The 23,506-nt window shown below is 72.5% G+C and carries 16 protein-coding genes; 7 read left to right on the forward strand and 9 right to left on the reverse strand.

The window, feature by feature from the left end; all coding sequences use genetic code 11:
• Positions 1 to 88: 88 nt before the first annotated feature.
• Entirely contained in the window at positions 89 to 865 is a 777-nt protein-coding gene (locus IO24_RS0127115) for an Rv3235 family protein (protein ID WP_031139914.1), read from the reverse strand.
• 310 nt (positions 866 to 1,175) lie between these two features.
• On the opposite strand from IO24_RS0127115, the gene IO24_RS0127120 reads away from it, so the two are divergent.
• From IO24_RS0127120 to IO24_RS0127135, 4 genes are all read left to right on the forward strand, one after another.
• Positions 1,176 to 1,688, forward strand: a complete 513-nt coding sequence (locus tag IO24_RS0127120; RefSeq protein WP_031139916.1) for a DUF6912 family protein — start codon at positions 1,176 to 1,178, stop codon at positions 1,686 to 1,688.
• A 69-nt stretch (positions 1,689 to 1,757) separates the two neighbouring features.
• Positions 1,758 to 2,423 (forward strand): HAD family hydrolase, encoded by a 666-nt coding sequence (locus tag IO24_RS0127125; RefSeq protein ID WP_031139918.1) that lies wholly within the window; start codon positions 1,758 to 1,760, stop codon positions 2,421 to 2,423.
• Between the two features lie 445 nt (positions 2,424 to 2,868).
• On the forward strand, positions 2,869 to 7,818 hold the full coding sequence (locus tag IO24_RS0127130) for an NAD-glutamate dehydrogenase (protein ID WP_031139920.1): 4,950 nt from the start codon (positions 2,869 to 2,871) through the stop codon (positions 7,816 to 7,818).
• 194 nt (positions 7,819 to 8,012) lie between these two features.
• Positions 8,013 to 9,476, forward strand: a complete 1,464-nt coding sequence (locus IO24_RS0127135; RefSeq protein WP_031139922.1) for a hypothetical protein — start codon at positions 8,013 to 8,015, stop codon at positions 9,474 to 9,476.
• A 265-nt stretch (positions 9,477 to 9,741) separates the two neighbouring features.
• On the opposite strand, the gene IO24_RS0127140 is transcribed toward IO24_RS0127135, so the two are convergent.
• From IO24_RS0127140 to IO24_RS0127155, 4 genes are all read right to left on the reverse strand, one after another.
• Positions 9,742 to 11,388, reverse strand: coding sequence for a glycosyltransferase family 2 protein (locus IO24_RS0127140; RefSeq protein WP_031139924.1), 1,647 nt, complete (start codon positions 11,386 to 11,388; stop codon positions 9,742 to 9,744).
• Positions 11,385 to 13,580 (reverse strand): CDP-glycerol glycerophosphotransferase family protein, encoded by a 2,196-nt coding sequence (locus IO24_RS0127145; protein WP_031139927.1) that lies wholly within the window; start codon positions 13,578 to 13,580, stop codon positions 11,385 to 11,387. The genes IO24_RS0127140 and IO24_RS0127145 overlap by 4 nt, the downstream gene beginning before the upstream one ends.
• 78 nt (positions 13,581 to 13,658) lie before the next feature.
• Positions 13,659 to 14,483 (reverse strand): ABC transporter ATP-binding protein, encoded by an 825-nt coding sequence (locus tag IO24_RS0127150; RefSeq protein ID WP_031139929.1) that lies wholly within the window; start codon positions 14,481 to 14,483, stop codon positions 13,659 to 13,661.
• On the reverse strand, positions 14,476 to 15,390 hold the full coding sequence (locus IO24_RS0127155) for an ABC transporter permease (protein ID WP_031139931.1): 915 nt from the start codon (positions 15,388 to 15,390) through the stop codon (positions 14,476 to 14,478). Before IO24_RS0127155 ends, IO24_RS0127150 begins: the two co-directional genes overlap by 8 nt.
• Positions 15,391 to 15,582: 192 nt before the next feature.
• On the opposite strand from IO24_RS0127155, the gene IO24_RS0127160 reads away from it, so the two are divergent.
• Positions 15,583 to 16,209: a TetR/AcrR family transcriptional regulator gene (locus IO24_RS0127160; RefSeq protein WP_031139933.1), complete on the forward strand. Its 627-nt coding sequence runs from the start codon at positions 15,583 to 15,585 to the stop codon at positions 16,207 to 16,209.
• 91 nt (positions 16,210 to 16,300) lie between these two features.
• Here the strand turns inward: IO24_RS0127160 and galE are convergent, their stop codons facing one another.
• Together galE and IO24_RS0127170 are read right to left on the reverse strand one after the other, a co-directional pair.
• Positions 16,301 to 17,281, reverse strand: coding sequence for a UDP-glucose 4-epimerase GalE (gene galE / locus IO24_RS0127165; RefSeq protein WP_031139935.1), 981 nt, complete (start codon positions 17,279 to 17,281; stop codon positions 16,301 to 16,303).
• A 72-nt stretch (positions 17,282 to 17,353) separates the two neighbouring features.
• Positions 17,354 to 19,009, reverse strand: coding sequence for a glycosyltransferase family A protein (locus tag IO24_RS0127170; RefSeq protein WP_031139938.1), 1,656 nt, complete (start codon positions 19,007 to 19,009; stop codon positions 17,354 to 17,356).
• Positions 19,010 to 19,100: 91 nt separating this feature from the next.
• Here IO24_RS0127170 and IO24_RS0127175 point away from each other — a divergent pair, with 91 nt between their 5' ends.
• Positions 19,101 to 20,834, forward strand: coding sequence for a glycosyltransferase family 39 protein (locus IO24_RS0127175; RefSeq protein WP_234335294.1), 1,734 nt, complete (start codon positions 19,101 to 19,103; stop codon positions 20,832 to 20,834).
• A 12-nt stretch (positions 20,835 to 20,846) separates the two neighbouring features.
• Here the strand turns inward: IO24_RS0127175 and IO24_RS0127180 are convergent, their stop codons facing one another.
• Positions 20,847 to 21,335, reverse strand: coding sequence for a MarR family winged helix-turn-helix transcriptional regulator (locus IO24_RS0127180; RefSeq protein WP_037668563.1), 489 nt, complete (start codon positions 21,333 to 21,335; stop codon positions 20,847 to 20,849).
• 122 nt (positions 21,336 to 21,457) lie between these two features.
• On the opposite strand from IO24_RS0127180, the gene IO24_RS0127185 reads away from it, so the two are divergent.
• Positions 21,458 to 21,871: an organic hydroperoxide resistance protein gene (locus IO24_RS0127185; RefSeq protein ID WP_031139944.1), complete on the forward strand. Its 414-nt coding sequence runs from the start codon at positions 21,458 to 21,460 to the stop codon at positions 21,869 to 21,871.
• Between the two features lie 19 nt (positions 21,872 to 21,890).
• Here IO24_RS0127185 and IO24_RS0127190 read toward each other — a convergent pair whose 3' ends face one another.
• A complete protein-coding gene (locus IO24_RS0127190; protein ID WP_031139946.1) occupies positions 21,891 to 23,450 on the reverse strand; it encodes a hypothetical protein in 1,560 nt (519 codons plus the stop codon).
• Between the last annotated feature and the right edge of the window lie 56 nt (positions 23,451 to 23,506).

Consider the following 23,506-nt stretch of genomic DNA (forward strand, 5'->3'; position numbering starts at 1 on the left):
AGCGGTTCGAAGGGCCGGACACCCGAGGGGTGTCCGGCCCTTCGGCCTGGGAGCGGCCGCACACCCCTTCAGACGGCCTCAGCAGGCCTCAGCCGGACTCCGGACGGGGTGGGCGCGGGCCGCCCAGTTCCACCGCTGTGCAGCGCCAGCGGAGGTCGCGGCCGAGTTCCAGGCGGAAGGCCATGGCGCGCAGCCGGTCGCCGGCGCCGATGCGGGCGAAGGCCTCGATCGCGCCCGGGCGGGGTTCGAAGTACCCGATGTCGCGGACGACGGGTCGGGCACCGCGGGTGCGCAGGGGGCCGCGTTCGGCCAGCCAGGCCAGTTCGTCGTAGGCACGGCCGCGGGTGTGGCGGAGCATCGAGTGGACGGGGCGGTGGCCGCTCAGCACGGCGACGAGGAGATCGGCGAAGAGGTCGGTCGGGAGGAGCTGGGGGACCTCCGCGTGGCGGGAACCCTGGACCGGGACGCGGGGGGCGGTTTCGGTGGTGGCCGCGGCAGCGGCGTCCGTGCGCGCCGGGGTGGTGGTTGCCGTGGCCCTGCGGGGTGCTGTGCGGGTCGCGGAGGGGGTCGGTGGGCGCGTGTCCGCCGGACGGGTGCGGGACGTCTTGGCACGGGCGGAGGCCGGCGGACGGCCACCCGCCGCCGGAGGCCGGGCCCTGCCGCCGCCGGGCGAACGCGGGGGCGCGGCACCAGCAGGGGTGCGAGGCGTGGGCTTGACGGGGGTGTGAGGCGTGGTGTCGGCCGGAGTGCCGGGTGTGGGGTTCGCCGGTCGGTGGGGTGCCGCGGGCGGGGTGGGGCGGCTGTCGTGGACGGCCGGTGGGTGGGTGGTGGAGCGGTGCCGGGTCCTGGTCATGACCTTGTGCATGGGGGGTCCCCGTTTCGTGGGCCCGGTGGATACCGGGGAGTAACTTCGGGTTGGTGATCTTGTACGGGGCCGACGAGGGCCGCGGCAAGGAGCCTGATTCGGGTCGCGGGCGCCGGAGGGTTCACCTATCCGGGTGATGTCGGGGGCGTGGAGCCCATGGGCGCGGGGGTGGGCCGGGTGAATTCCGGGCCCGGGGTGGACGTGTCCGGCGTCACGGGGCGGGACTCGAAAGGGGACACCCCGCACGTATCCTGAAGGCCCTCCGGAGCCCCCCGGGGCCCTGCGACCACGACCACGAAAGCGGCCAGCCATGCGTGTCTACGTGCCCCTGACCCTCCCCGGTCTCGCCGAGGCGTACAGGACGGGTGAGCTGGGAGCGGGGCCGTTCACCGCCTACGCCGTGACGCCCGGGCTGCGCGAGTGGTACGCCTCCGACGACATCGAGGAACTGGAGTACGCGGCGCTCGGCCGGGCCGCGCAGGCCTCGCTGCGCCTGCTGGCGGCCGCGCCCGGGGCGCCGCGGCGCCGGGTCGTGATCGCAGTCGACGTGGCCGACCGGGCCGCGAGCGCGGATCCCGGCCGGGGGCCCGACGCGGCGCCGGGGGAGGTGCGGGTCGCGGGTGCGGTCCCGCTGGGCAAGGCGGCGTCGGTGCATGTCGACGCGGCGGACGCGGAGGCCGACGTGACGGCGGCGGCCGAGGCGCTGCCGACGGCGGACGCCGGGGACGACGACGCGCAGGTCGTCGTGGACGGGGCGGAGGACCACGAACTGCTGTGGTTCGCCACGCAGGAGATCGCGAACCTGGTGGGACGTGGGGACTGAACCGGCGGCGGGGGGCGCGTTGAGGCGCCGGTCTCTTGATTGTCAGTGGGGCCGGGTACGTTTTCGGGCATGGGGATGAAGACGGGCGCGCACATTGTCTGGGACTGGAACGGGACGCTGTTCCACGACATCGACGCGATCATCGGGGCGACGAACGCGGCCTTCGCCGAGCTGGGGCTGGAGCCGCTGACGCTGGAGAAGTACCGGGAGCTGTACTGCGTACCGGTGCCGAAGTTCTATGAGCGGCTGATGGGGCGGCTGCCGACCGAGGCCGAGTGGGAGGCCATGGACGACATCTTCCACCGGTACTACGCCGAGCACCGGACGGCGTGCGGACTCACGGTGGGAGCCGTGGAGCTGCTGGCCGGGTGGCGGTCGGCGGGGCGCAGCCAGTCGATCCTGAGCATGTACGTGCACGAGGAGCTCGTTCCGCTGGTGCGGGGATTCGGCATCGAGCCGCACTTCATACGGGTGGACGGACGCACCGGGCCGTCCGGGGGCAGCAAGGCCGAGCACATGGTGCGCCACCTGTCGTCGCTGAGCGGGGTGGCACCGGAGCGGACCGTGGTGATCGGGGACGCCGCGGACGACGCGGTGGCCGCGCTGCACGTGGGGGCCCGGGCCGTGCTGTACACCGGCGGGTCGCACAGCCGGGTGAGCCTGGAAGCCGTCGGCGTGCCTGTCGTGGACACGCTGGAGGAAGCGGTTGCGGAGGCGGCGCGGCTCGCCGCCTGACCGAAATCCGTAGCGGCACTGTGCAGAACGTCAAACTTCCGGGGCTTGTTTTGTACACATACGGCTCATGACGGAGCCCCTGTAAGGAGCGATAGCCTTGGTGGCGTGATCAGCGCGATAGTTCGCGGGGACGTCGTCGTCCCTGCCCTGCGCCCGGAGAGCACGGACGACATCCGTGACCGGGCGGCGGTCGCTGGTCTTCGCGGGCGGGACGTGGCATCGAGGATTCCCGGCACGCCGGACATCATCAGGATCCGGGCGTCGCAGAGAGCAGCATCACACCGGTGGAGCAGCTCAAGAATGGCTCAGACACCCCCGCTCATCTCACCTTGCGGCATAGCGTCGGCACAGACCGGATACCCCGTGTCACGACGTGAGGTCGTAAGCGCAGAGGCCGTACTTCCTTCTACGTCACGCAACGGCGCGCGACAGGAGCCAGAGGACAATGCAGACCAAGCTGGACGAAGCCAAGGCCGAGTTGCTCGAGAGGGCCGCCCGGGTAGCTGAGAACAGCCCGGTCGGGGGGCACCTACCGACCGGGTCGACGGGCGAGGAGACCCCAGACGCCCAGGAGGCCCCGGACCGCGAGACCCTCCTCACGTTCCTCCAGCGTTACTACCTGCACACGGCCCCGGAGGACCTCACCGACCGCGACCCGGTCGATGTCTTCGGAGCTGCCGTATCGCACTACCGGCTGGCCGAGAACCGCCCCCAGGGCACGGCCAACGTGCGGGTGCACACCCCCACGGTGGAAGAGAACGGGTGGACCTGCAGCCACTCCGTGGTCGAGGTCGTCACCGACGACATGCCCTTCCTCGTCGACTCCGTCACCAATGAGCTGACGCGGCAGGGGCGTGGGATCCACGTCGTCATCCACCCCCAGTTCGTCGTGCGGCGCGATGTCACCGGCAAGCTCATCGAGGTCCTGTCGACCCCGGCGACCGGCGACCTTCCGCACGACGCGCACGTCGAGTCGTGGATCCACGTCGAGATGGACCGCGAGACCGACCGGGCCGACCTGAAGCAGATCACCGCCGACCTGCTGCGCGTGCTGTCCGACGCCCGTGAGGCCGTCGAGGACTGGGGCAAGATGCGGGAGGCGGCGATCCGGCTGGCGGAGGGGCTGCCGGACGAGCCCATCCCCGGTGACCTGCCCGGTCCCCAGGTCGAGGAGGCCCGCGAGCTGCTGCGCTGGCTCGCCGACGACCACTTCACCTTCCTCGGCTACCGCGAGTACCAGCTGCGCGACGACGACTCGCTGGCCGCCGTGCCCGGCACCGGGCTCGGCATACTGCGCGCGGACCCGCAGCACGCCGGTGAGGAGAGCCACCCCGTCAGCCCCTCGTTCGAGCGGCTGCCCGCCGACGCCCGGGCCAAGGCGCGCGAGCACAAGCTGCTCGTGCTGACCAAGGCGAACAGCCGGGCCACCGTGCACCGGCCGTCGTACCTGGACTACATCGGCGTCAAGAAGTTCGACGCCGACGGCAACGTCGTCGGCGAGCGCCGGTTCCTCGGACTGTTCTCCTCCGCCGCCTACACCGAGTCCGTGCGCCGGGTCCCGGTCATCCGGCGCAAGGTCGAGGAGGTCCTGAAGCGCGCCGGGTTCTCGCCCAACAGCCACGACGGCCGTGACCTGACGCAGATCCTGGAGACGTACCCGCGCGACGAGCTGTTCCAGACCCCGGTCGACGAGCTGCGGGCCATCGTCACCTCCGTGCTCTACCTCCAGGAGCGCCGGCGCCTCAGGCTCTACCTGCGCCAGGACGAGTACGGGCGCTACTACTCCGCCCTCGTCTACCTCCCGCGCGACCGCTACACCACGGCCGTGCGCCTCAGGATCATCGAGATCCTCAAGGAGGAGCTGGGCGGCATCAGCGTCGACTTCACGGCTTGGAACACCGAGTCGATCCTGTCCCGGCTGCACTTCGTGGTCCGGGTCCCGCAGGGCACCGAGCTGCCGGAGCTGTCCGACTCCGACAAGGAGCGCATCGAGGCCCGGCTGGTGGAGGCCGCCCGCTCCTGGGAGGACGCCTTCGCCGAGGCGCTCAACGCCGAGCTCGGCGAGGAGCACGCTGCCGAAGCGATGCGCCGGTACGCGCACGCCTTCCCCGAGGGCTACAAGGCCGACCACAACCCGCGCGCCGCGGTCGCCGACCTCGTCCACCTCGAGCAGCTGAACGCCGAGGCGGACAAGGACTTCGCGCTCAGCCTGTACGAGCCGGTGGGCGCCGCCCCCGAAGAGCGCCGCTTCAAGATCTACCGCACGGGTGACGCGATCTCCCTGTCGGCCGTGCTGCCGGTCCTCAACCGGCTCGGTGTCGAGGTCGTCGACGAGCGGCCCTACGAGCTGCGCTGCTCGGACCGCAGCGTGGCCTGGATCTACGACTTCGGTCTGCGCATGCCCCGCTCGAACGGCGGCGACTACTTCGGCGACGACGCCCGCGAGCGCTTCCAGGACGCCTTCGCCGCCACCTGGACGGGCAAGGCGGAGAACGACGGCTTCAACGCCCTCGTGCTGAGCGCCGGGCTGAACTGGCGCCAGGCCGTGGTGCTGCGCGCGTACGCCAAGTACCTGCGGCAGGCGGCGTCGACGTTCAGCCAGGACTACATGGAGGACACCCTCCGCAACAACGTCCACACCACCCGCCTCCTCGTCTCCCTGTTCGAGGCGCGGATGTCGCCGGACCGGCAGCGCGCCGGGCACGAGATCGTGGACGCGCTGCTGGAGGAGGTCGACGCGGCCCTCGACCAGGTGGCCTCGCTCGACGAGGACCGGATCCTCAGGTCCTTCCTGACGGTCATCAAGGCGACGCTGCGGACCAACTTCTTCCAGGAGGCCGCGGGCGGCAAGCCGCACGAGTACGTCTCCATGAAGTTCGACCCGCAGGCCATCCCCGACCTGCCGGCGCCGCGCCCGGCGTTCGAGATCTGGGTCTACTCGCCGCGCGTCGAGGGCGTGCACCTGCGCTTCGGCAAGGTCGCGCGCGGCGGCCTGCGCTGGTCCGACCGGCGTGAGGACTTCCGCACCGAGATCCTCGGCCTGGTCAAGGCGCAGATGGTGAAGAACACCGTCATCGTGCCGGTCGGCGCCAAGGGCGGCTTCGTCGCCAAGCAGCTGCCGGACCCGTCCGTGGACCGGGACGCGTGGCTCGCCGAGGGCGTCGCCAGCTACAAGACGTTCATCTCGGCGCTGCTCGACATCACCGACAACATGGTCGCCGGCGAAGTCGTCCCGCCCGCCGACGTCGTCCGGCACGACGAGGACGACACCTACCTCGTCGTCGCCGCCGACAAGGGCACCGCTACCTTCTCCGACATCGCCAACGGGGTCGCCGAGCAGTACAACTTCTGGCTCGGTGACGCCTTCGCCTCCGGCGGCTCCGCCGGATACGACCACAAGGGCATGGGCATCACCGCCCGAGGCGCCTGGGAGTCCGTCAAGCGGCACTTCCGCGACATGGGTGTGGACACCCAGACCGAGGACTTCACGGTCGTCGGCATCGGTGACATGTCCGGTGACGTGTTCGGCAACGGCATGCTGCTCTCCGAGCACATCCGCCTGGTCGCGGCCTTCGACCACCGGCACATCTTCATCGACCCCAACCCGGACGCCGCCACCTCCTACGCCGAGCGCCGCCGCCTGTTCGAGCTGCCCCGCTCCAGCTGGGAGGAGTACGACAAGGAGCTGCTGTCGGCCGGCGGCGGCATCTTCCCGCGCACCGCCAAGGCGATCCCGGTCAACGCGCACATCCGCGAGGCCCTCGGCATCGAGGCCAAGGTCACCAAGCTGACCCCGGCCGACCTGATGAAGGCGATCCTGCACGCACCGGTGGACCTGCTGTGGAACGGCGGCATCGGCACATACGTCAAGTCTTCCGTCGAGTCCAACGCGGACGCGGGCGACAAGGCCAACGACGCCATCCGCGTCGACGGCAAGGACCTGCGTGTCAAGGTCGTCGGCGAGGGCGGCAACCTCGGCCTGACCCAGCTCGGCCGGATCGAGTTCGCGCTGCACGGCGGCCGGATCAACACCGACGCCATCGACAACAGCGCGGGCGTGGACACCTCCGACCACGAGGTGAACATCAAGATCCTGCTCAACGGCCTGGTCAGGGACGGTGACATGACCGTCAAGCAGCGCAACAAGCTGCTCGCCGAGATGACCGACGAGGTCGGCCACCTGGTGCTGCGCAACAACTACGCGCAGAACACGGCGATCGCCAACGCCCTCGCCCAGTCCAGCGCCATGCTCCACGCCCAGCAGCGCTTCATGAAGCACCTGGTCAGGGAGCGGCACCTCGACCGGGCGCTGGAGTTCCTGCCCACCGACCGGCAGATCCGCGAGCGGCTCGCCCAGGGCCATGGCCTGACCGGCCCGGAGACGGCCGTACTGATGGCCTACACGAAGATCACGGTCGCCGAGGAGTTGCTGCACACCACGCTGCCGGACGACCCGTACCTGAAGGGTCTGCTGCACGCGTACTTCCCGACCGAGCTGCGCGAGCAGTTCCCCGACCGGCTCGACGGCCACCCGCTGCGCCGCGAGATCACCACGACGGTCCTGGTCAACGACACGGTCAACACGGGCGGTACGACGTACCTGCACCGCCTGCGCGAGGAGACCGGCGCGTCGCTGGAGGAGATCGTGCGGGCGCAGACCGCGGCCCGGGCGATCTTCCGCCAGTCCCCGGTGTGGGACGGGGTCGAGGCGCTCGACAACACGGTCGAGGCCGAGGTCCAGACCCGCATCCGGCTGCATGCGCGCCGCCTGGTGGAGCGCGGCACGCGCTGGCTGCTCAACAACCGGCCACAGCCGCTGGAGCTCGCCGGGACCGTCGACTTCTTCGCCGAACGGGTCGAGCAGGTCTGGGGTGAGCTGCCGAAGCTGCTGCGCGGCGCCGACCTGGAGTGGTACCAGAAGATCCACGACGAGCTGACGGGCGCCGGCGTGCCGGACGAACTCGCCACCCGGGTGGCGGGCTTCTCCTCGGCCTTCCCGACGCTCGACATCGTCTCGATCGCCGACCGCATGGGCCGGGAGCCGCTGGAGGTCGCCGAGGTCTACTACGACCTCGCCGACCGGCTGCGCATCACCCAGCTCATGGACCGCATCATCGAGCTGCCCCGCGCCGACCGCTGGCAGTCCATGGCCCGCGCGGCGATCCGCGAGGACCTGTACGCGGCGCACGCGTCGCTGACCGCCGACGTCCTGGCGGTGGGAGACGGCACCTCGACGCCCGAGCAGCGCTACAAGGCGTGGGAGCAGAAGAACGCGGCCATCCTCGGCCGGGCCCGCACCACGCTGGAGGACATCCAGAGCTCCGACTCGTTCGACCTCGCCAACCTGTCGGTGGCGATGCGCACGATGAGGACGCTGCTGCGCACGCACTCGTAGGGCGTACGGCGTGACAGGCGCCCCGGGCCGGTTCCGGCCCGGGGCGCCTGTTCTTTGCAGGCCTCAGGGCGATTCGACTGGAGGACTCACCGAATCCGGCTCAGGCTTGGGGCGTGACGGTGAATGTCTCCGAGGAGCGATCCTGGCCTCCGCCTTCCGGTTCCTCGTCCACCGGGCGGGGGTGTTTTGGCACGATGCGCGCCGCGCCCGGACCGGCCGTCGTCGCACAGGCCGCTGCCGCGCTGGTCGTCCTGCTGCTGCTCCTGGTCATCGTCCGGCTGCCGTGGGCCGGGGACCTCGGGATGCACGCGGCGACCGTCCAGCGCTTGCGGCACGACCTCGGCGACCCGGGCAATCCGCTTGTCGACGCGGACACGCCGAGCCCGTACTACTCGCCCTGGATGCTGGTGCTCGGCTGTGTCGCGCGGGTGAGCGGCCTGTCGGTCTTCGTGGTGCTGCGACTGGGGGCGCTGGCCGGGCTCGGGCTGCTGGTGACGGGAGTGTGGCGCTACGTACGGACCCTGACCGGCCATCGTGCCGCGCCCGCGTTGGCCCTGCTGAGCCTGCTGTTCCTGTGGGGAACGGCGTTGTTCAAGTGGAGCGGCTTCTACGGGCTCGACTCGCTCGCGCTGACGGTGTCCTATCCGAGCCTGTTCGCGCTGGGGCTGGCGTTTCACCTCTGGGCGTGGCTGCGGCGGGCGGTGTCGCGGAGCGGTGCCGGGTGGGGGGTGTGGCTCGGGCTGGGGGCGCTGTGGGCGGTGACTCTGCTGTGCCATCAGTTCTCGGGGGTGGTGGCTTCGCTGGGGGCGGTGGCGACGGTGGCCGCCGCGCGGCCCGGCCGGGGGGTGTGGCTTCGGCTCGGTGGCGCACTGGCTGTGGGGCTCGGGGTGCTGGCGCTGTGGCCGTACTACGACTTCTTCGCGCTGTTCGGGGCGGGTGAGGGCCTGGAGGCGGTGCACCGGCCGTTGTACGAGGACCTGCTCGGGCGGTACTGGCTGGTGCTGCTCGGGGTGGTGGCCCTGGGGGTGCGGGGGTGGCGGGACCGGTGGGATCCGCTGGTGCTGTTCTTCGTGCTGGGGATCGTGGTGGTGACGGTGGGCGGGGTGAGCGGGCACTGGTCGTGGGGGCGGGCGTTGCCGGCGGCGCTGATTCCGGCGCAGCTAGCGGTGGCCGTGGAGGTGTGCGAGGCCGGGCGGCGCGGGGTGCGGGTGGGGTGGGCGTGCGTGCTCGGCGCGGCGCTGGCTGTGGGGGCGTGGACGCAGGCGGGGACGGTCGGGTACGTGGTGCCGCGGGGGGATCTGCCGGAGGCCGTCGCGGAGAAGTACCGGCGGCCGTGGGCCGGGTACTTCTGGATGACGCCCTGGGTGAAGTACGGGGATGTGGTGATGGCGCGGGAAGGGCGGCCGGCCCGGCAGATCCCGGCGTACGGGGCGTACACGGTGGCGCCCGGGTATCCCGACTTCTTCCTGCCGGACGAGGGGCGTCGGGTGGGGGCTGTGCGGAGGTACTTCGCGGCCGGGGCGTCGGGGGAGGAGCGGGGGGAGATTCTGCGGGAGTACGGGGTGCGGTGGGTTGTGGACACAGGGGGTGGGGGAGCGGGGCTGCGGGAAGTGGCTCGGGGGCCGGAAGGGCAGGTGTTGTACGAGGTGGTGCCTTAGCGGGCGCTGCGGGGTGGTTGAGGCCGGGTGGGTCCTCAGCCCGGCGGAGCGGGGTGCCGCTGCGCCCACCCTCCCCCAAGCTCTCGGCTCCGCTCGAGCAGGGGGGACCCCCATCGCCCCCAGCGGCACGCATGCCCGCAGCGGCGGAGCGAGCGGCCGCTGCGCCCACCCTCCCCAAGCTCTCGGCTTCGCTCGAGCAGGGGGGACCCCCATCGCCCACCCTGCCGCCCCCAGCGGCACGCAAGCCCGCAGCTAGCGGCGGTGGTTACTTCAGTGCGCTCGCCACCAAGCGTGCTGCTCTCTTCACTCTTGGGCGGGCCACTCTGCGAACCGCCGGGCGGATCATGTTCGCCGTCACTCCCACCGGTTCCCAGCGGACCTGCAGGCGGCCCGGGCCGTGGCCCTCCGGTTCCACCGTCAGGTGGTGGGAGGGGATGCGTGTCGTCAGCGTCGGGAAGGTCAAGGGGGCCAGCAGCAGGCCCGTGTGGGACAGGCCCTGGTGCTGGAGGCGGAGCAGCGGGTGGCGGATTCCCGCGAAGCCCTGGAGGGGGAGCGGGGCCGCCGCGAGGTCCAGGTGGACGTGGCCCTCGAAGATGCCGGGCCGGACGGGGGAGAGGCGGAAGTGGACGCGGAGGCGGCGGCCGCCCGGGGCGATGAGGAGTGTCGCGCGCAGGGGGCCGACGGGGAGGCGCAGCGCCGGGTCGTAGGTGCGGATCGTGAGGTCGATCGAAGCGCCCGGGCCTCGGGTGATCTCCTTGATCTCGTGGCGGAACTGGGCGCTCGGGAAGGGGCGGGTCTCCAGCTCCAGGTCGGAGATGTCCAGTTCGCGGCGGGACCACTCCGACTCGGGGACCTTGTCCCCCCAGTAGGTGCGGCCTTCCGCGTCGGCGGTCACTCGCCTCGGCGCCACCCCGTGCCCCAGGCCCCGGGCCGCCAGGCGCGCCTCCGGCAGGCGGCGGTCGCGGATCAGCTGGATGACCACGCGTTCGGCGCGCGGGAGACGGGCGAAGGCGCCCGGCGTGAGCGTGTCGAGGTAGGGGGAGACGATGTCCGCGAAGGACGTCAGCCAGGCGTCGTCCCGGTAGGGCAGGTCACCGGCGTACATCCGGAAGTCGTGCTTGAGGAACTTGTGGTCCTTGTCCTCGCGCAGCGACTCGTGCCCGCTCTCGGCCAGGAACGTGTCGATGAGGTGCTGGACGTGGACCCGGTCCCGGACGTTGGCGAGCTTGTGCCGCTGGTTGGAGATCGAGGCCGCCTCGGAGGCCGCGAAGGGCGCCACGTACCAGCGGTAGACCGGCTCCGGGATGATCGTGAAGCTCTTGGCCAGGCAGTAGGCCTGCGCCGAGAACAGCTGGTCCTCGTAGTGGATGCCCTCGGGGAAGCGCAGGCCGTGCCGGTCGAGGAAGGCGCGGGCGTACATCTTGCTGGTGGCCAGGTGCTCGAAGAGCAGACGCGGGTCGGCCTCGATGCCGTCGAGGGTGCGGCGTTCGGCGACCAGGTGCGGCATCCACGTCGAGCGGCGGCCGTTGTCCACCCGGACCCGCTGCACCGCGCCCATGGCGAAGTCGATCTCGCGTTCGCGGTGCGCGGCGAGGAGCAGTTCGACGGCGTTGGCGGGGAGTTCGTCGTCGCTGTCGAGGAACATCAGGAACGGCGCCCGCGCGATCCGCAGGGCGCGGTTGCGCGGGACGCTGCAGCCGCCGCTGTTCCGCTCCAGGCGGAGGTGGCGGACACGCGGGTCCTGGGCGGCCAGCCGCTGGGCCACCGCAGGGGTCGCGTCCGTGGAGTGGTCGTCGCTGATGATGATCTCGAGGTTCGCGTGGGTCTGGCGGCGGACCGAGTCGACCGCGCGGCTGAGGCGCTCGGCGTCGTTGTGGACGATGACCGTCACGGTGACGTCGGGGGTGCTCATGCGGTCGCCTCCTGCGGGGTCGGAGCCGGGGTCCGTTCCTCGATCGGCAGCACGGGCGGCAGGTCCCGTTCGTCCTGGCCGAGGAAGACCCGGCGGACGACGCGTTCGGCGGCGCGCCCGTCGTCGTACTCGCAGAACCGGCGCCGGAAGACGGCCCGGGTCTTCGCCGCGCTCTCGTCGCGCCAGGCCTCGGTGGTGAGGATCTCCGTCAGCTCCTGCTGGGTGCGGGCGACCGGGCCCGGGGCTTCCGCCATCAGGTCGAAGTAGACGCCCCGGGTCGTGCGGTACGTCTCCCAGTCGTCGGCGTAGATCACGATCGGCCGGTCGAGGTTGGCGTAGTCGAACATGATCGAGGAGTAGTCCGTGACCAGGGCGTCCGCCGCCAGGCACAGCTCCTCGACCGGGTCGTAGGAGGAGACGTCGATGATCCGGCCCGTGCGGCGCAGGTTGGTGAGGGGGGAGGCGGCGCCGCCGTAGAAGTAGTGGCCGCGCACGAGCAGGACCGTGTCCTCGCCCAGGCGGTCGGCGAGGGTGGCGAGGTCCAGGCGCGGGGTCCAGCCGGCCTCGTAGTCGCGGTGGGTGGGCGCGTAGAGGACGGCCCGGTGGCCCGGGGCGATGCCGAGGCGGTCGCGGACGGTGCGGATGTCGGCGGCGCCGGCCGTGTAGTAGACGTCGTTGCGGGGATAGCCGTGATCCAGGGAGACGTAGTGCGACGGGTACGCCCGCTCCCACATGCGGGTGGTGTGGCTGTTGGCCGACACGCTGAAGTCCCACTTGTCGATGCGCTCCAGCAGCGCCCGGAAGTCCAGGCCCTGCGCGGCGGCCGGGAACGCCATCTGGTCGATGCCCATGCGCTTCAGGGGCGTGCCGTGGTGGGTCTGGACGTGGACGGCGTCCGGGCGTTTGACCACCGCGTTCGGATAGTTGACGTTGTTGACGAGGTACTTGGCGGTCGCCAGCACCTCCCAGTAGCGGCGGCTGCCGGGCACGACGTGGTCGGTGCCGGGCGGCAGCAGGGCCGCGTTCTCCTCGGTGACCACCCACACCGGGTGGATCTGCGGGGCGAGTTCGGCGAGCTTGGCGGCGATCGCGGCGGGGTTGCAGGCGACGCCGCGGTTCCAGTACGCCGAGAACACCGCGAGGTGCGGGTTGACGGGGCGGCCGAGCGCCCTGCGGTACTGGTGGTCGCGGAGCTTGGCACCGGCCTGGCGCTTACGGGTCCGCAGAGCCGACTTGGCGGTGCGGCGGGTGCGGTTGACGGTCTGGAAGGCACGGTACTTCGCGTAGGCGCCCTCTTCGAGCAGGGAGCGGCGGACGCCTTCGAGTCCGGCCGGGCGGCGGTGGTTCTCGGGGCGGCGGCGCAGGGCGGCCAGGGACGCCCGGCGGAAGAACTCCCGTGCGACCTCCTCCGGCATGCCGCCGCGCGCGAAGGTGCGCAGGCAGTCGCCGACCATGAGGTCGTAGAGCACGGTGTGCGCGGCGCGCCGGTCGCGAGTGAGGTCGAGGAGGGACTCGTAGCGCTCGACGAGGCCGTAGCGCTGCTCGGGGGTGACCGGGGGCAGGCTGGCGGGACGCAGCCGGCGGTCCTCGTAGGCGACGTGCGGCAGGCAGGCGACGCGGTCGGCGAGCAGCAGGGCGGCCAGGGCGGCGTACGGCTCGTCGTCGGTGGTGAGCCGCTGTTCGTGCGCCCGCCAGAAGTCCGCGCGCAGGACGCGGGTGCCGAGCAGCGGGGTCAGCCGCAGCAGGGGCGCGCAGTCGTCGAGGACGACGTCGGCGCGGCCCGCCCGGGCGAGCAGCGAGCCGTCCGGGGAGGGCATGCCGGAGGTGTGCCAGGTGCTGCGGACGTGGTCGAGCAGCAGGACGTCGACCTCGACGGGGAGTTCGGCGACCCGCTCGGCGACCGTGCGCGGGGTGCCGGCGGGCAGGCCGTCCTTGGCGTGGACGAAGTGCAGCCAGCGGCCGCGGGCCCGGGCCGCGCCCGCCGCCCGGGCCGCCGCGTCGTCCGTGCCGTCCGGCAGCGGCACGACCTGGATCTCCGGGGCGTGCCGCTCGGCGGTCTCCCGGGCCCAGTCGCCGACCGCGGCCACGATCACCTCGGCGTCCGGCAGGGGGTGGGCGGCGAGGGAGCCGAGGAGTTCCGTCAGATGGTCCTGGACGTTCGGCCCGTGGACGATGACACTGAGCTCGGCCATCACGGGGACCCCTCTCGCAGCTGCACCGTATGCGGTCATGCTGCCATCAATGAGACAAAAGGGCCGACCGGGTGCGCCTCACGAGGGAACGGCGGCCTTCGGCTTGGGCTTCGGTGCCTTGTCCCCCGTGAACGCCTCGTACTCCTTGAGGACGTCCTCCGTCGGCCCGTCCATGAGCAGCTCGCCGCGCTCCAGCCACAGCACCCGGTCGCAGGTGTCGCGGATCGACTTGTTGTTGTGGCTGACCAGGAACACCGTGCCCGCGTGCTTGCGCAGCTCGCGGATACGGGCCTCGGAGCGCTTCTGGAAGGAGCGGTCGCCGGTGGCCAGCGCCTCGTCGATCAGCAGGACGTCGTGGTCCTTGGCGGCGGCGATGGAGAACCGCAGCCGGGCGGCCATGCCGGAGGAGTAGGTGCGCATCGGCAGCGTGATGAAGTCGCCCTTCTCGTTGATGCCGGAGAAGTCGACGATCTCCTGGTAGCGGTCCTTGACCTGTTCGCGCGACATGCCCATGGCCAGGCCGCCGAGGTGGACGTTGCGTTCACCGGTCAGATCGTTCATCAGGGCCGCGTTGACGCCGAGCAGGGAGGGCTGGCCGTCGGTGAAGATACGGCCGTTCTCCACGGGGAGGAGTCCGGCGACGGCCTTCAGCAGGGTCGACTTGCCGGAGCCGTTGGTGCCGATCAGGCCGATCGCCTCGCCCCGGTAGGCGACGAAGGACACGTTCTTCACGGCATGCACCCGGCGTACGCCCGACGCCTTTTCGGTCTGCTTGCGGCGCACGATGCGGTTGAGAGCGGCGGTCGCGGAGCCGCGTCCGGCGCCGGTGCCGTTGACGCGGTAGACGATGTCGACGCCGTCGGCGACGACGGTGGGGATCTTCTCGCTCGGGTGCTCAGCCACGGCCGTACGTCTCCTCAGCCTTCCAGAAGTAGATGAAGCCGCCGACACCGGCGACCAGCGCCCAGCCGACGGCGAGCGCCCACACGTGGGCGGGGAGCTGGCTCGCGTGGAAGCTGTCGATCAGGGCGAAGCGCATCAGGTCGATGTAGACGGCGGCCGGGTTCGCCGCCAGCGCGATCGTCACCGCGTGGGGCAGGCTGTCCTTCTGCGCCAGCTTGTCGATGCTCCACATGACACCCGAGACATACATCCAGGTGCGCAGCACGAACGGCATCAGCTGGGCGATGTCGGGGGTCTTGGCACCCATCCGGGCCATGACCATGGAGACGCCGGCGTTGAACGTGAACTGCAGGAACAGGGCCGGCAGCGCCAGCAGCCAGGACACGCCGACCGGCACGCCGAAGCAGAGCAGGATGACGACCAGGGCGCCCATCGAGAACAGCAGCTGCTGGAGCTGCTGGAGGCAGAAGGAGATCGGCAGCGCGGCGCGCGGGAAGTGCAGGGCCCGCACCAGGCCGAGGTTGCCGGAGATCGCGCGGGTGCCCGCCATGATCGAGCTCTGCGTGAACGTCCAGATGAACACGCCCGTGACCAGGAACGGGATGTAGTCCGGCACGCCGTGCTTGGTGCCGAGCAGCACGCCGAAGATGAAGTAGTAGACCGCCGCGTTCAGCAGGGGGGTCATCACCTGCCAGACCTGGCCGAGCTTCGCCTGGCTGTACTGGGCGGTGAGCTTGGCGGTGGCGAACGCGGTGATGAAGTGGCGGCGGGCCCACAGCCGGCGGAGGTACTCGGGCAGGGAGGGCCGGGCGCCGCTGACCGAGAGGCCGTGGCGGGCGGCGAGGTCCGCGAGGTCGTGGTCGGCCGGGGCGGGGGTCTGGGGCGGTGTGTGGAGGACCGTACTCACATCCGCTGCTTTCGCTCGGGGGAGGGGGCGGGGGCCTGGGGCGGTGGACGTCCCGGAAGCCGGAGGGAGCGGCTCTTACCGGACTCTTCACGCCCTCTTACGTCGGGACGGGACCGTATCGTCGTAACGGGAGCGTACGTCGGACGAGCGTCGGAACGCAACCGTTTCGTCGTGACGCCCTATGCTGTCGGCATGACGACGAAGCCCGACGAGCCCCAGCAGCCCCCGCGCCGCCGGGCCCCCGCGGGGGCGGCCGTACTGCGGGAGGACGTGACGGAAGCGATCCGGGCGGCCGTCTTCGAGGAACTCGCGGCCGTCGGATACGCGCGGATGTCCATCGAGGGGATCGCGCGCCGGGCGGGGGTCGGCAAGACGGCGGTATACCGCCGCTGGCGTTCCAAGCTGCACCTGGTCCTCGACATCGTCTCGGCGCTCGCCGTGCAGGGCCTGCCCGCGCCGGACACCGGCTCCCTGGAGGGCGACCTGCGGCTGCTCTACGAGGTGACGTCCCGCGCCCTGCGCCACCCTGTCGCCTCACAGGTCATCCCCGACCTCCAGGCCGAGGCGGCCCGCAACCCCGACATCGCCGAGGCCATGCAGAAGGCCCTGCGCGAAGGCCAGGACGGCGTCGCCACGGGCATCGTGACGGCGGCGGAACGCCGCGGCGAGCTCCGCGAGGGCATCGACCACGACCTGGCACTCGACCTGATCTCCGGCCCGCTCTACTGGCGCTCGGTGGTGATCCGCAACCCGAAGCTGCCGAAGGGGTATCTGGGCGCACTGGCCCGGGCTACGTCGGAGGGGCTGAAGGCGTTGTAGAACGGGACTTCGCCGGTCGGCGAGTGCGCCGCGCGTGAGTGAGCCCCGGCAGGCGGGCGGCCGGGGCTCACTCACGCGCGGCGCAGGCGGATCAGCCGCGCCCCGCCTCCGGATGCAGCCGCAGCCACCCCTCCCACGCCGAGGTGATCATGTCCTGCGCGTCGAGCCGGGCCTTCCAGCCCAGCTCCGTGGCCGCGCGGTCGGCGGAGGCGACGACGCGGGCCGGGTCCCCCGGGCGGCGGGGGGCGACCGCGGGTGGCCGGTCGTGGCCGGTGACCGCGTTGATGCGGTCGATCATCTCGCGGACGGAGACGCCCTCGCCCCGGCCGATGTTGAGCGTGAGGCCGCGGCCGGGGGAGGAGCTCAGGGCCCGGGCCGCGGCGACATGGGCCTCGGCCAGGTCCACGACGTGGATGTAGTCGCGCACGCAGGTGCCGTCCGGGGTCGGGTAGTCGTCGCCGAAGATCCGCGGCGGCGCGTCCTGCGTGAGCTTCTCGAAGACCATGGGCACGAGGTTGTAGACACCGGCGTCCGCGAGTTCCGGGCCCGCCGCGCCCGCCACGTTGAAGTAGCGCAGCGACGCCGTCGCCAGCCCGGTCGCCCGGCCCGTCGCGCGGACCAGCCACTCACCGGCCAGCTTGGTCTCGCCGTACGGCGACATGGGCACGCACGGCGTCTCCTCCGTGACCAGGTCCACGTCCGGCATGCCGTACACCGCCGCCGACGAGGAGAAGACGAAGGACGGCACCTTCGCCGCCGTCACGGCGTCCAGCAGGATCCGCAGGCCTTCGACGTTCTCCCGGTAGTAGTGCAGCGGTCGTTCGACCGACTCGCCCACCTGCTTCTTCGCCGCGAGGTGGACGACACCGGTGACCGGATGGTCCGCGAGCGTGCGGGCGAGCCGCTCGCCGTCCAGGGTCGAGCCCACCACCAGCGGCACCCCGTCGGGCACGCGCTCGGCGATGCCGGTGGACAGGTCGTCGTACACCACCGCCTGTTCCCCCGCCGCGGTCATCGCCCGTACGACGTGCGCGCCGATGTAGCCGGCGCCGCCGGTGATCAACCAGGTCATGTGCGGCCGTCCCCTCGTCAGTTGCCCCGTGGTGGTGGTGCTGTGCGCTGATCCGTCGTGGTCGTCGTGCTCTCAGTGAAGCAGGCGGCGCAGTCGTGCGCGGGTGACCGACAGCACGCCGCGTACGCCCGGGGCCACCCGCAGCGCCAGCGCCCCGGAGTGGGTGGTGTACGGCTGTACGAGTACCACGCCGTGCCGGGCGCTCGGGACGGCCCTGCGGCGCAGCAGACCGGCGCCCGTGAGGGCATGCGCCGTGACGTCGCGGCTCGCGCCGTCACGGAAGCGGATGCGCAGGCGCAGGTCCCAGGTGCCCGCGCCGAGCGCGGCCAGTGCGGGGAGGTCGACGGCCGTCTCCGCCGACCAGGTGCGGCCGGGCCCGGCGGAACCGGCGGCCTCGAGGACCCCCGTGCACGGCACGAGCGCCGCGCTCCCACCCCGGACCACCACGTCCCCGTCGTCCCGGTGCCGCCACTCGGCCTCCACCGTCTCCGGCCCCGCCTGCGCCACCCGCCCGTACAGCTCGTGCAGGCGCAGCCGCAGCCGGGTGCCGCGCGCGCCCGGCCGCAGCTCCGCGTCGACGGCGAGGGGCAGCGCCCGCACGGGCCGGGTGAGCAGCGGCTCCAGGGAGACCTGCGCGAGACCGTCCGACCAGACGGGCGTGCCGTCCGCGGCACGGGCGTACGGCGGGTACAGACGGGCCGGGCGGGCCGCGAGCTCCCGCAGCCGGGGCAGGTCGCGCGGCTCCGGGGAGGCCAGGACGACCCGCCCGAGCAGCCGGCCGGGAGCGGCCGGGTTGCGCGCCCAGTCGTCGGCGTCGTACTCCGCGAGATACGACCGCGCGAGCTCCCACCACGCGCGCCGGTAGGCGGCGTCGCGCAACCCCAGTTCACGCAGGTACATCCGCAGGTCGTGGTCGAGGAACTTGGCGCGCACGGCCCGCGCGAGTTCCTTCTGCCCGGCGCCCAGCAGCACCTCGTACGCCTGCCGGCAGGCCTCCGTACGGGCCCGCCAGTTCGCGACGCCGGCCCGGTCCAGGGAGATCGACAGCCGTTCGGCGGACCGGCGCACGTGCCAGACGTACACCCGGTCCGGGACCAGGGCGATACGCGGGGCAGCGGCGAGCACGCGCGCGGTGAAGACGACGTCCTCGTAGGGGAAGCGGCCCTCGGGGAAGCGGATGCCGTGCGCGCGCAGGAAGGCGGTGCGGTAGAGCTTGTTGACGCAGAGCGTGTCGTGGACCAGGCGCGTTCGACGCGCGGGGTGCGCCACCACGGCGTGCAGCGCGTAGAGGCGTGCCTGCCAGGGGACCTCGCGCCCCGACGGCAGCTCCCGGCGTACGCACAGGCCGCCGGCGACCTCGGCGTGCGCACCCGCGGCCGCTTCGAGCAGCGCGTCGACCGCGCCGGGCGGCAGGACGTCGTCGCTGTCCAGGAACATCACGTACGGCGAGGTCACCGCGTCGAGCCCGGTGTTGCGGGGAGTGCCGCAGCCGCCGCTGTTGACCCGGCGGCGGATCACCTTCAGGCGTGGCTCCGAGGCGGCGAGCCGGTCCAGCAAGCCGGCGCTGCCGTCCTTCGAGCAGTCGTCGACGGCCACCACCTCGCGCACGGCCGGCCCCTGGGCGAGTGCCGAGCGCACGGCGTCCGTCACATGGGCGGCGTCGTCATAACCGATCACCACGACGGCGACCTCGGCGAGCGGCCTCTCGGTATGCGTCTCGGCGTTCATCACAGCGGATCGTAAGCCGGGCGAATGACATGAAAGTGTTAACACACCACTGAACCAGTCCAAAGAGCTCTAATCATCGCAGAATCGGGCCGTGAAGAGCGGACAGTCGAGGGGGAGCGGCCGGTTCGGCGCGGGTGCGCTGCCGGTGGCGGTGTCCGTGGCGGTGATGCTCTCGACCGGCCTGTGGGGCCTGGACCGCGGCGGCATGTGGGGCGACGAGAGCGTCACCTTCCAGGTCGCTCAGCGCACGGTCCCGCAGATCTGGCGGCTGCTGCACGAGGTGGACGCGGTGCACGGCCTCTACTACCTGTTCATGCACGCCGTCCTCGCCGTCCACCCGAGCGAGCTCGTGCTGCGCCTGCCGTCGGTGTGCGCGGCGGCGGCGACCGCCGGCCTGGTCGCGGCCCTGGGGGTCCGGCTGGCAGGGCCCCGGGTGGGCCTGTGGGCCGGTGTCCTCTACGCGATCACGCCGATGACCGGCCACTACGCCCAGGAGGGACGGTCGTACGCGCTCGTCGCGGCGGGTGCGGCGGGCTCGACGCTGATGCTCCTGAGGGCCGTGGACCGAACCGTGGACGGAGTGGGTGCCCGGTCCTGGTGGCCGTACGGGACGGTCGTCGCCCTGACCTGTGCGCTGCACGAGCTGGCCGTGCCGGTGCTGGGCGCGCACGCGGTGACGCTGGCCCTGCTGCGGGTGCCGAAGGGGGTCTGGTCCGGCTGGGGGCGGGCGGCGGGGGCGGTCGCGCTGCTCCTGCTGCCGCTGGTGTGGGTGACGCAGGGGCAGTCCGGGCAGGTGGCGTGGCTGGTGTCACCGGGGTGGGACCGGGTCGAGAGGCTGGTCCGGAACTTCACTCCCGGCCCGGCGGGGCCGGTGTTCTGGGGGTCGCTGCTGCTGATGGCCATGGGGCTGCGGGAGCGGCGGGCGGCGGCGGTCGCGCTTCCGCTGCTGCTGGTGCCGCCCGCGGTCCTGATGACCGTCTCGCAGGCGCGGCCGCTCTACCACGACCGGTACGTGCTCTACGCGCTGGCGGGCGCGTCCCTGCTGGTCGCGGCCGGGGCCGGGCGGGTGGCCCGGGCGCTGGGCCGGGTGCGGTTCGACGGGCGGCGGATGCGGGTCCGCGGCCGGCAGATTCACACCCTGCTGGGCGTCACGGGCGTCCTCGCCCTCACCTCCACCTTCCTCGCTCAGCTCCCCGTGCATCGCCAGGACCGGTCCGCCTCCCACCGCCCGGACAACCTCGCCGTGGTCTCCGCGCTCGCCGTCCGGCAGATGCGGCCGGGCGACCCGGTGCTGTTCGTGCCGTCGGTCGGCAGGCTCGCCGCGCTGGCCTACCCGAAGGGGTTCCAGCGGGCCCGGGACGTCGCATTGCGGGAGTCCGCGCCCCGCTCCGGGACGCTGTGGGGCCGGGAGGCGACGCCCGGGGAGCTGCGCCGGCGGCTCGCCTCGGTGGACCGGGTCTGGGTCGTCGCCGAGCGGTCCGCCCTGGACCCGCGCCGGAGCCCGCCCGACCCGGTCGAGCGCACCAAGCTGGCGGTCTTGGCCGAGGAGTTCACCGTCCGTGAGGAGCACGTCCGCGAGGGACGCGTCCGCGACGACGTGCTCCTGCGCCTCTACGTCCGGCGCCGGTCCGACGACACCCCGACCGGCGATGAGCCGCCCCGCGAACCGGCCGACGGCCGGTCGCCCGGCGTATCCGCCGGCGCCCCGGCCCTCGGCGCCCCGGCTCTCGCCCCGGTGGTCCGGGTGCCGCCCGGCGTGAGCCCCCGCGCTCCGGTTCCCGGCATGCCCCCGGCGCCGTCGCCCCTGTTCGGGCCGGTGCCGTAGCGCCCGGTGCCGTTACGGCCGCTCGTCGGCGGACTGACCGCCCTGCGGCTCCGCGAGCGCGGCCGCGTCCAGCGCGGTGGTGAGCTCGTCGAGGCGGGCACGCAGGGCGCGGACCTCCTCGGGGTCGAAGCCGGTCGAGGCGGCGATCCGGCGCGGCACCTGAAGCGCCCGCCCGCGCAGCGCGACGCCCTCCCCGGTCAGCCGCACCTCCACCGACCGCTCGTCGCGCGGGCTGCGCTCGCGGCGCACCAGACCGGCCGCCTCCAGCCGCTTGAGCAGCGGCGACAGGGTGCCGGAGTCGAGTCGCAGGTGCTCGCCGAGCTTCTTCACGGGCAGCTCGTCGTGCTCCCACAGCACCAGCATCACCAGGTACTGCGGGTAGGTGAGCCCGAGGTCCTTGAGGATCCCGCGGTAGACGCCGTTGAAGGCGCGGGAGGCCGCGTGCAGGGAGAAGCAGATCTGCTGGTCCAGGCGGAGCCAGTCGTCGTCGGGCGTGTTCATGCCTCCAGGATAGCTCGCGCCCGTCATTCAATTGCGCACAACTAAATTGTGTGCTCTAATCCTGGGTGTCAGGCGGCCCGGAAGCGGGCCGCCGAACGTTGACGTGAGAGGGAAGGTTTTCCATGGACGCGCTCTACACCGCTGTCGCCACCGCCACCCACGGCCGCGAGGGCCGGACCGTCAGCTCCGACGGCGTGCTGGACCTCGCCCTGGGCATGCCCCAGGCGCTGGGCGGCAACGGCCAGGGCACCAACCCCGAGCAGCTCTTCGCCGCCGGTTACGCCGCCTGCTTCGGCAGCGCCCTCGGTCTCGTCGGCCGTGGGGCCAAGGTCGACGTCAGCGACGCCGCCGTGACCGCCGAGGTCTCCATAGGCAAGCAGGGCGAGGGCTTCGGGCTCGCCGTCACCCTCCGCGTGGAGCTGCCCGACAGCGTGGACGAGGCGACCGGCCGCAAGCTGGTCGAGCAGGCCCACCAGGTCTGCCCGTACTCCAACGCCACCCGCGGCAACATCGAGGTCGACCTCGTCATCGAGTAGTCCCGAAAGCCCGCGAAGGTCACCCCCCGACCCGCGCCAGCACCTCCCCCGTCCGTCTGCTCCACGCCACCACCACGGCCTCCTCGGGCACCGGGTGCCAGCGCGTCAGCAGCAGCCAGCGCACGTGATAGCGGCGGACGACGGCGGACCGCTCGGCGCGGGTCGAGCCGGGGGCCAGATAGGCGCGGACGTCGGCCGCCCGGCGCTTCCGCTCCCGCTCGTCCAGGGCGGGGTCGGGCCAGATGGGCGCGGCGAGGTTCGGGCCGTACCCGGCGATGGCGTGCCCGGCGAAGTACCCGTCGGTGATCACGACCTCGCCGGGGCCGATGTGCCGCGCCGCCCAGTCGTACGACGGCCAGCGCGTCGGCTGCGTGAATCCCACCGGGTCGACCGAGCGCGGCACGACCGCCCCGGCGTGCACGGTGACGAACCCGACGCAGACCCCGACCGCCGCCGCCCCGCCCAGCACCCGCCTGGCCCGGCGCCAGGGCCGGGGCGCCGCCAGCTCCACCGCCAGCGCGAACTGCAGCGGCACCAGCACGGCCCACAGGGCCCGGGCGTACGTGTAATGCCCGCTCACCCAGCCGTACGCCACCAGCAGGCACTCCAGCAGGAACATCAGCACCAGCGGATCACGCGCCGACCCGCGCGCCCGCAGCCACAGCACGGGCAGGCCGAGCAGCGCCAGCCAGGAGTTGGCGAGCATCCTCTCGTACAGTTGCCGGTGCATCGCGTCCATGCCGGTGTCGCCCACCAGCGTCAGGACGTCGTAGTACGGCCAGGTCAGGGCGACCGTCGAGCAGGCCGCCGCGGTGAGCGCCCAGCGGGCCACGACCGGCCGGCGCCAGCCGCGCTGCCGGGACGCCACGAGTGCCACCGCCCCGGTGAGCGCCGAGGCCGCCGTGACGGGATGGGTGAGCAGGATCAGCCCGTACAGGACGCCGGTCCCGGCGTACCCCCACCAGCCGCCGAGCCCGCTCGGGCCGACGAACCGCACGGCGGGGGCGTCGTCCCGCGCGCGGGTGCCCGTCCAGGCCCAGGCCCAGAACGTCAGCCCGATCGCGAGCGCGGACGGGTAGCCCAGGTTCGTCGTCATCGACATCAGCCCGAGGTAGCCGCTCCACAGGATCCGCGCGGTGCCCCACAGCAGCGTCATGAACAGCAGGGCCCACACCGGCGCCCAGGGACGCGGGGTGAGGCTCCTGACGAAACGGCCGAGCCCCGTCAGCAGCACCAGCAGATGCACCGGCCCGGCGAGCTTCACGACCTCCCAGCCCGCCAGCCCCGTCAGCCGGGCCAGGACGCCCTGGGCGACGGCGTACGGGCCGTAGTACGGGCTGCCCTCGCCCGGGAGATCGGCCATCGTGTGGGCCGGGTGGAGCAGGTCGTCCTTCAGGCGTTCGACGACCGCCGCGTGCTGTCCGGCGTCGCAGCACAGCGGGACGCGCCAGTACGCCAGCGTCATCATCAGCCAGAACAGGGCGCCGAAGACCTGGTACGGGGTGAGCCGCCCGGCACGGCCGCCGCGCAGCGCCGTCGCACCGCGCACGGCCCGCCGGACGAGGACCGGGGCGCTCACAGGAGGGCGGAAGGGGTCTGGGGCATGCGCCGAATGTTCCCGCCCTACGCATGCCC

Source organism: Streptomyces flavovariabilis (genome assembly GCF_000725785.1).
Classification (GTDB): Bacteria; Actinomycetota; Actinomycetes; order Streptomycetales; family Streptomycetaceae; genus Streptomyces; species Streptomyces hawaiiensis.

What these genes read in the sequence shown, in the direction of transcription:
- IO24_RS0127115 (WP_031139914.1), bottom strand. Translation starts at nt 865, where the DNA reads ATGCACAAGGTCATGACCAGGACCCGGCACCGCTCCACCACCCACCCA.
- IO24_RS0127120 (WP_031139916.1), top strand. Translation starts at nt 1,176, where the DNA reads ATGCGTGTCTACGTGCCCCTGACCCTCCCCGGTCTCGCCGAGGCGTAC.
- IO24_RS0127125 (WP_031139918.1), top strand. Translation starts at nt 1,758, where the DNA reads ATGGGGATGAAGACGGGCGCGCACATTGTCTGGGACTGGAACGGGACG.
- IO24_RS0127130 (WP_031139920.1), top strand. Translation starts at nt 2,869, where the DNA reads ATGCAGACCAAGCTGGACGAAGCCAAGGCCGAGTTGCTCGAGAGGGCC.
- IO24_RS0127135 (WP_031139922.1), top strand. Translation starts at nt 8,013, where the DNA reads ATGCGCGCCGCGCCCGGACCGGCCGTCGTCGCACAGGCCGCTGCCGCG.
- IO24_RS0127140 (WP_031139924.1), bottom strand. Translation starts at nt 11,388, where the DNA reads ATGAGCACCCCCGACGTCACCGTGACGGTCATCGTCCACAACGACGCC.
- IO24_RS0127145 (WP_031139927.1), bottom strand. Translation starts at nt 13,580, where the DNA reads ATGGCCGAGCTCAGTGTCATCGTCCACGGGCCGAACGTCCAGGACCAT.
- IO24_RS0127160 (WP_031139933.1), top strand. Translation starts at nt 15,583, where the DNA reads ATGACGACGAAGCCCGACGAGCCCCAGCAGCCCCCGCGCCGCCGGGCC.
- galE (WP_031139935.1), bottom strand. Translation starts at nt 17,281, where the DNA reads ATGACCTGGTTGATCACCGGCGGCGCCGGCTACATCGGCGCGCACGTC.
- IO24_RS0127170 (WP_031139938.1), bottom strand. Translation starts at nt 19,009, where the DNA reads ATGAACGCCGAGACGCATACCGAGAGGCCGCTCGCCGAGGTCGCCGTC.
- IO24_RS0127180 (WP_037668563.1), bottom strand. Translation starts at nt 21,335, where the DNA reads ATGAACACGCCCGACGACGACTGGCTCCGCCTGGACCAGCAGATCTGC.
- IO24_RS0127185 (WP_031139944.1), top strand. Translation starts at nt 21,458, where the DNA reads ATGGACGCGCTCTACACCGCTGTCGCCACCGCCACCCACGGCCGCGAG.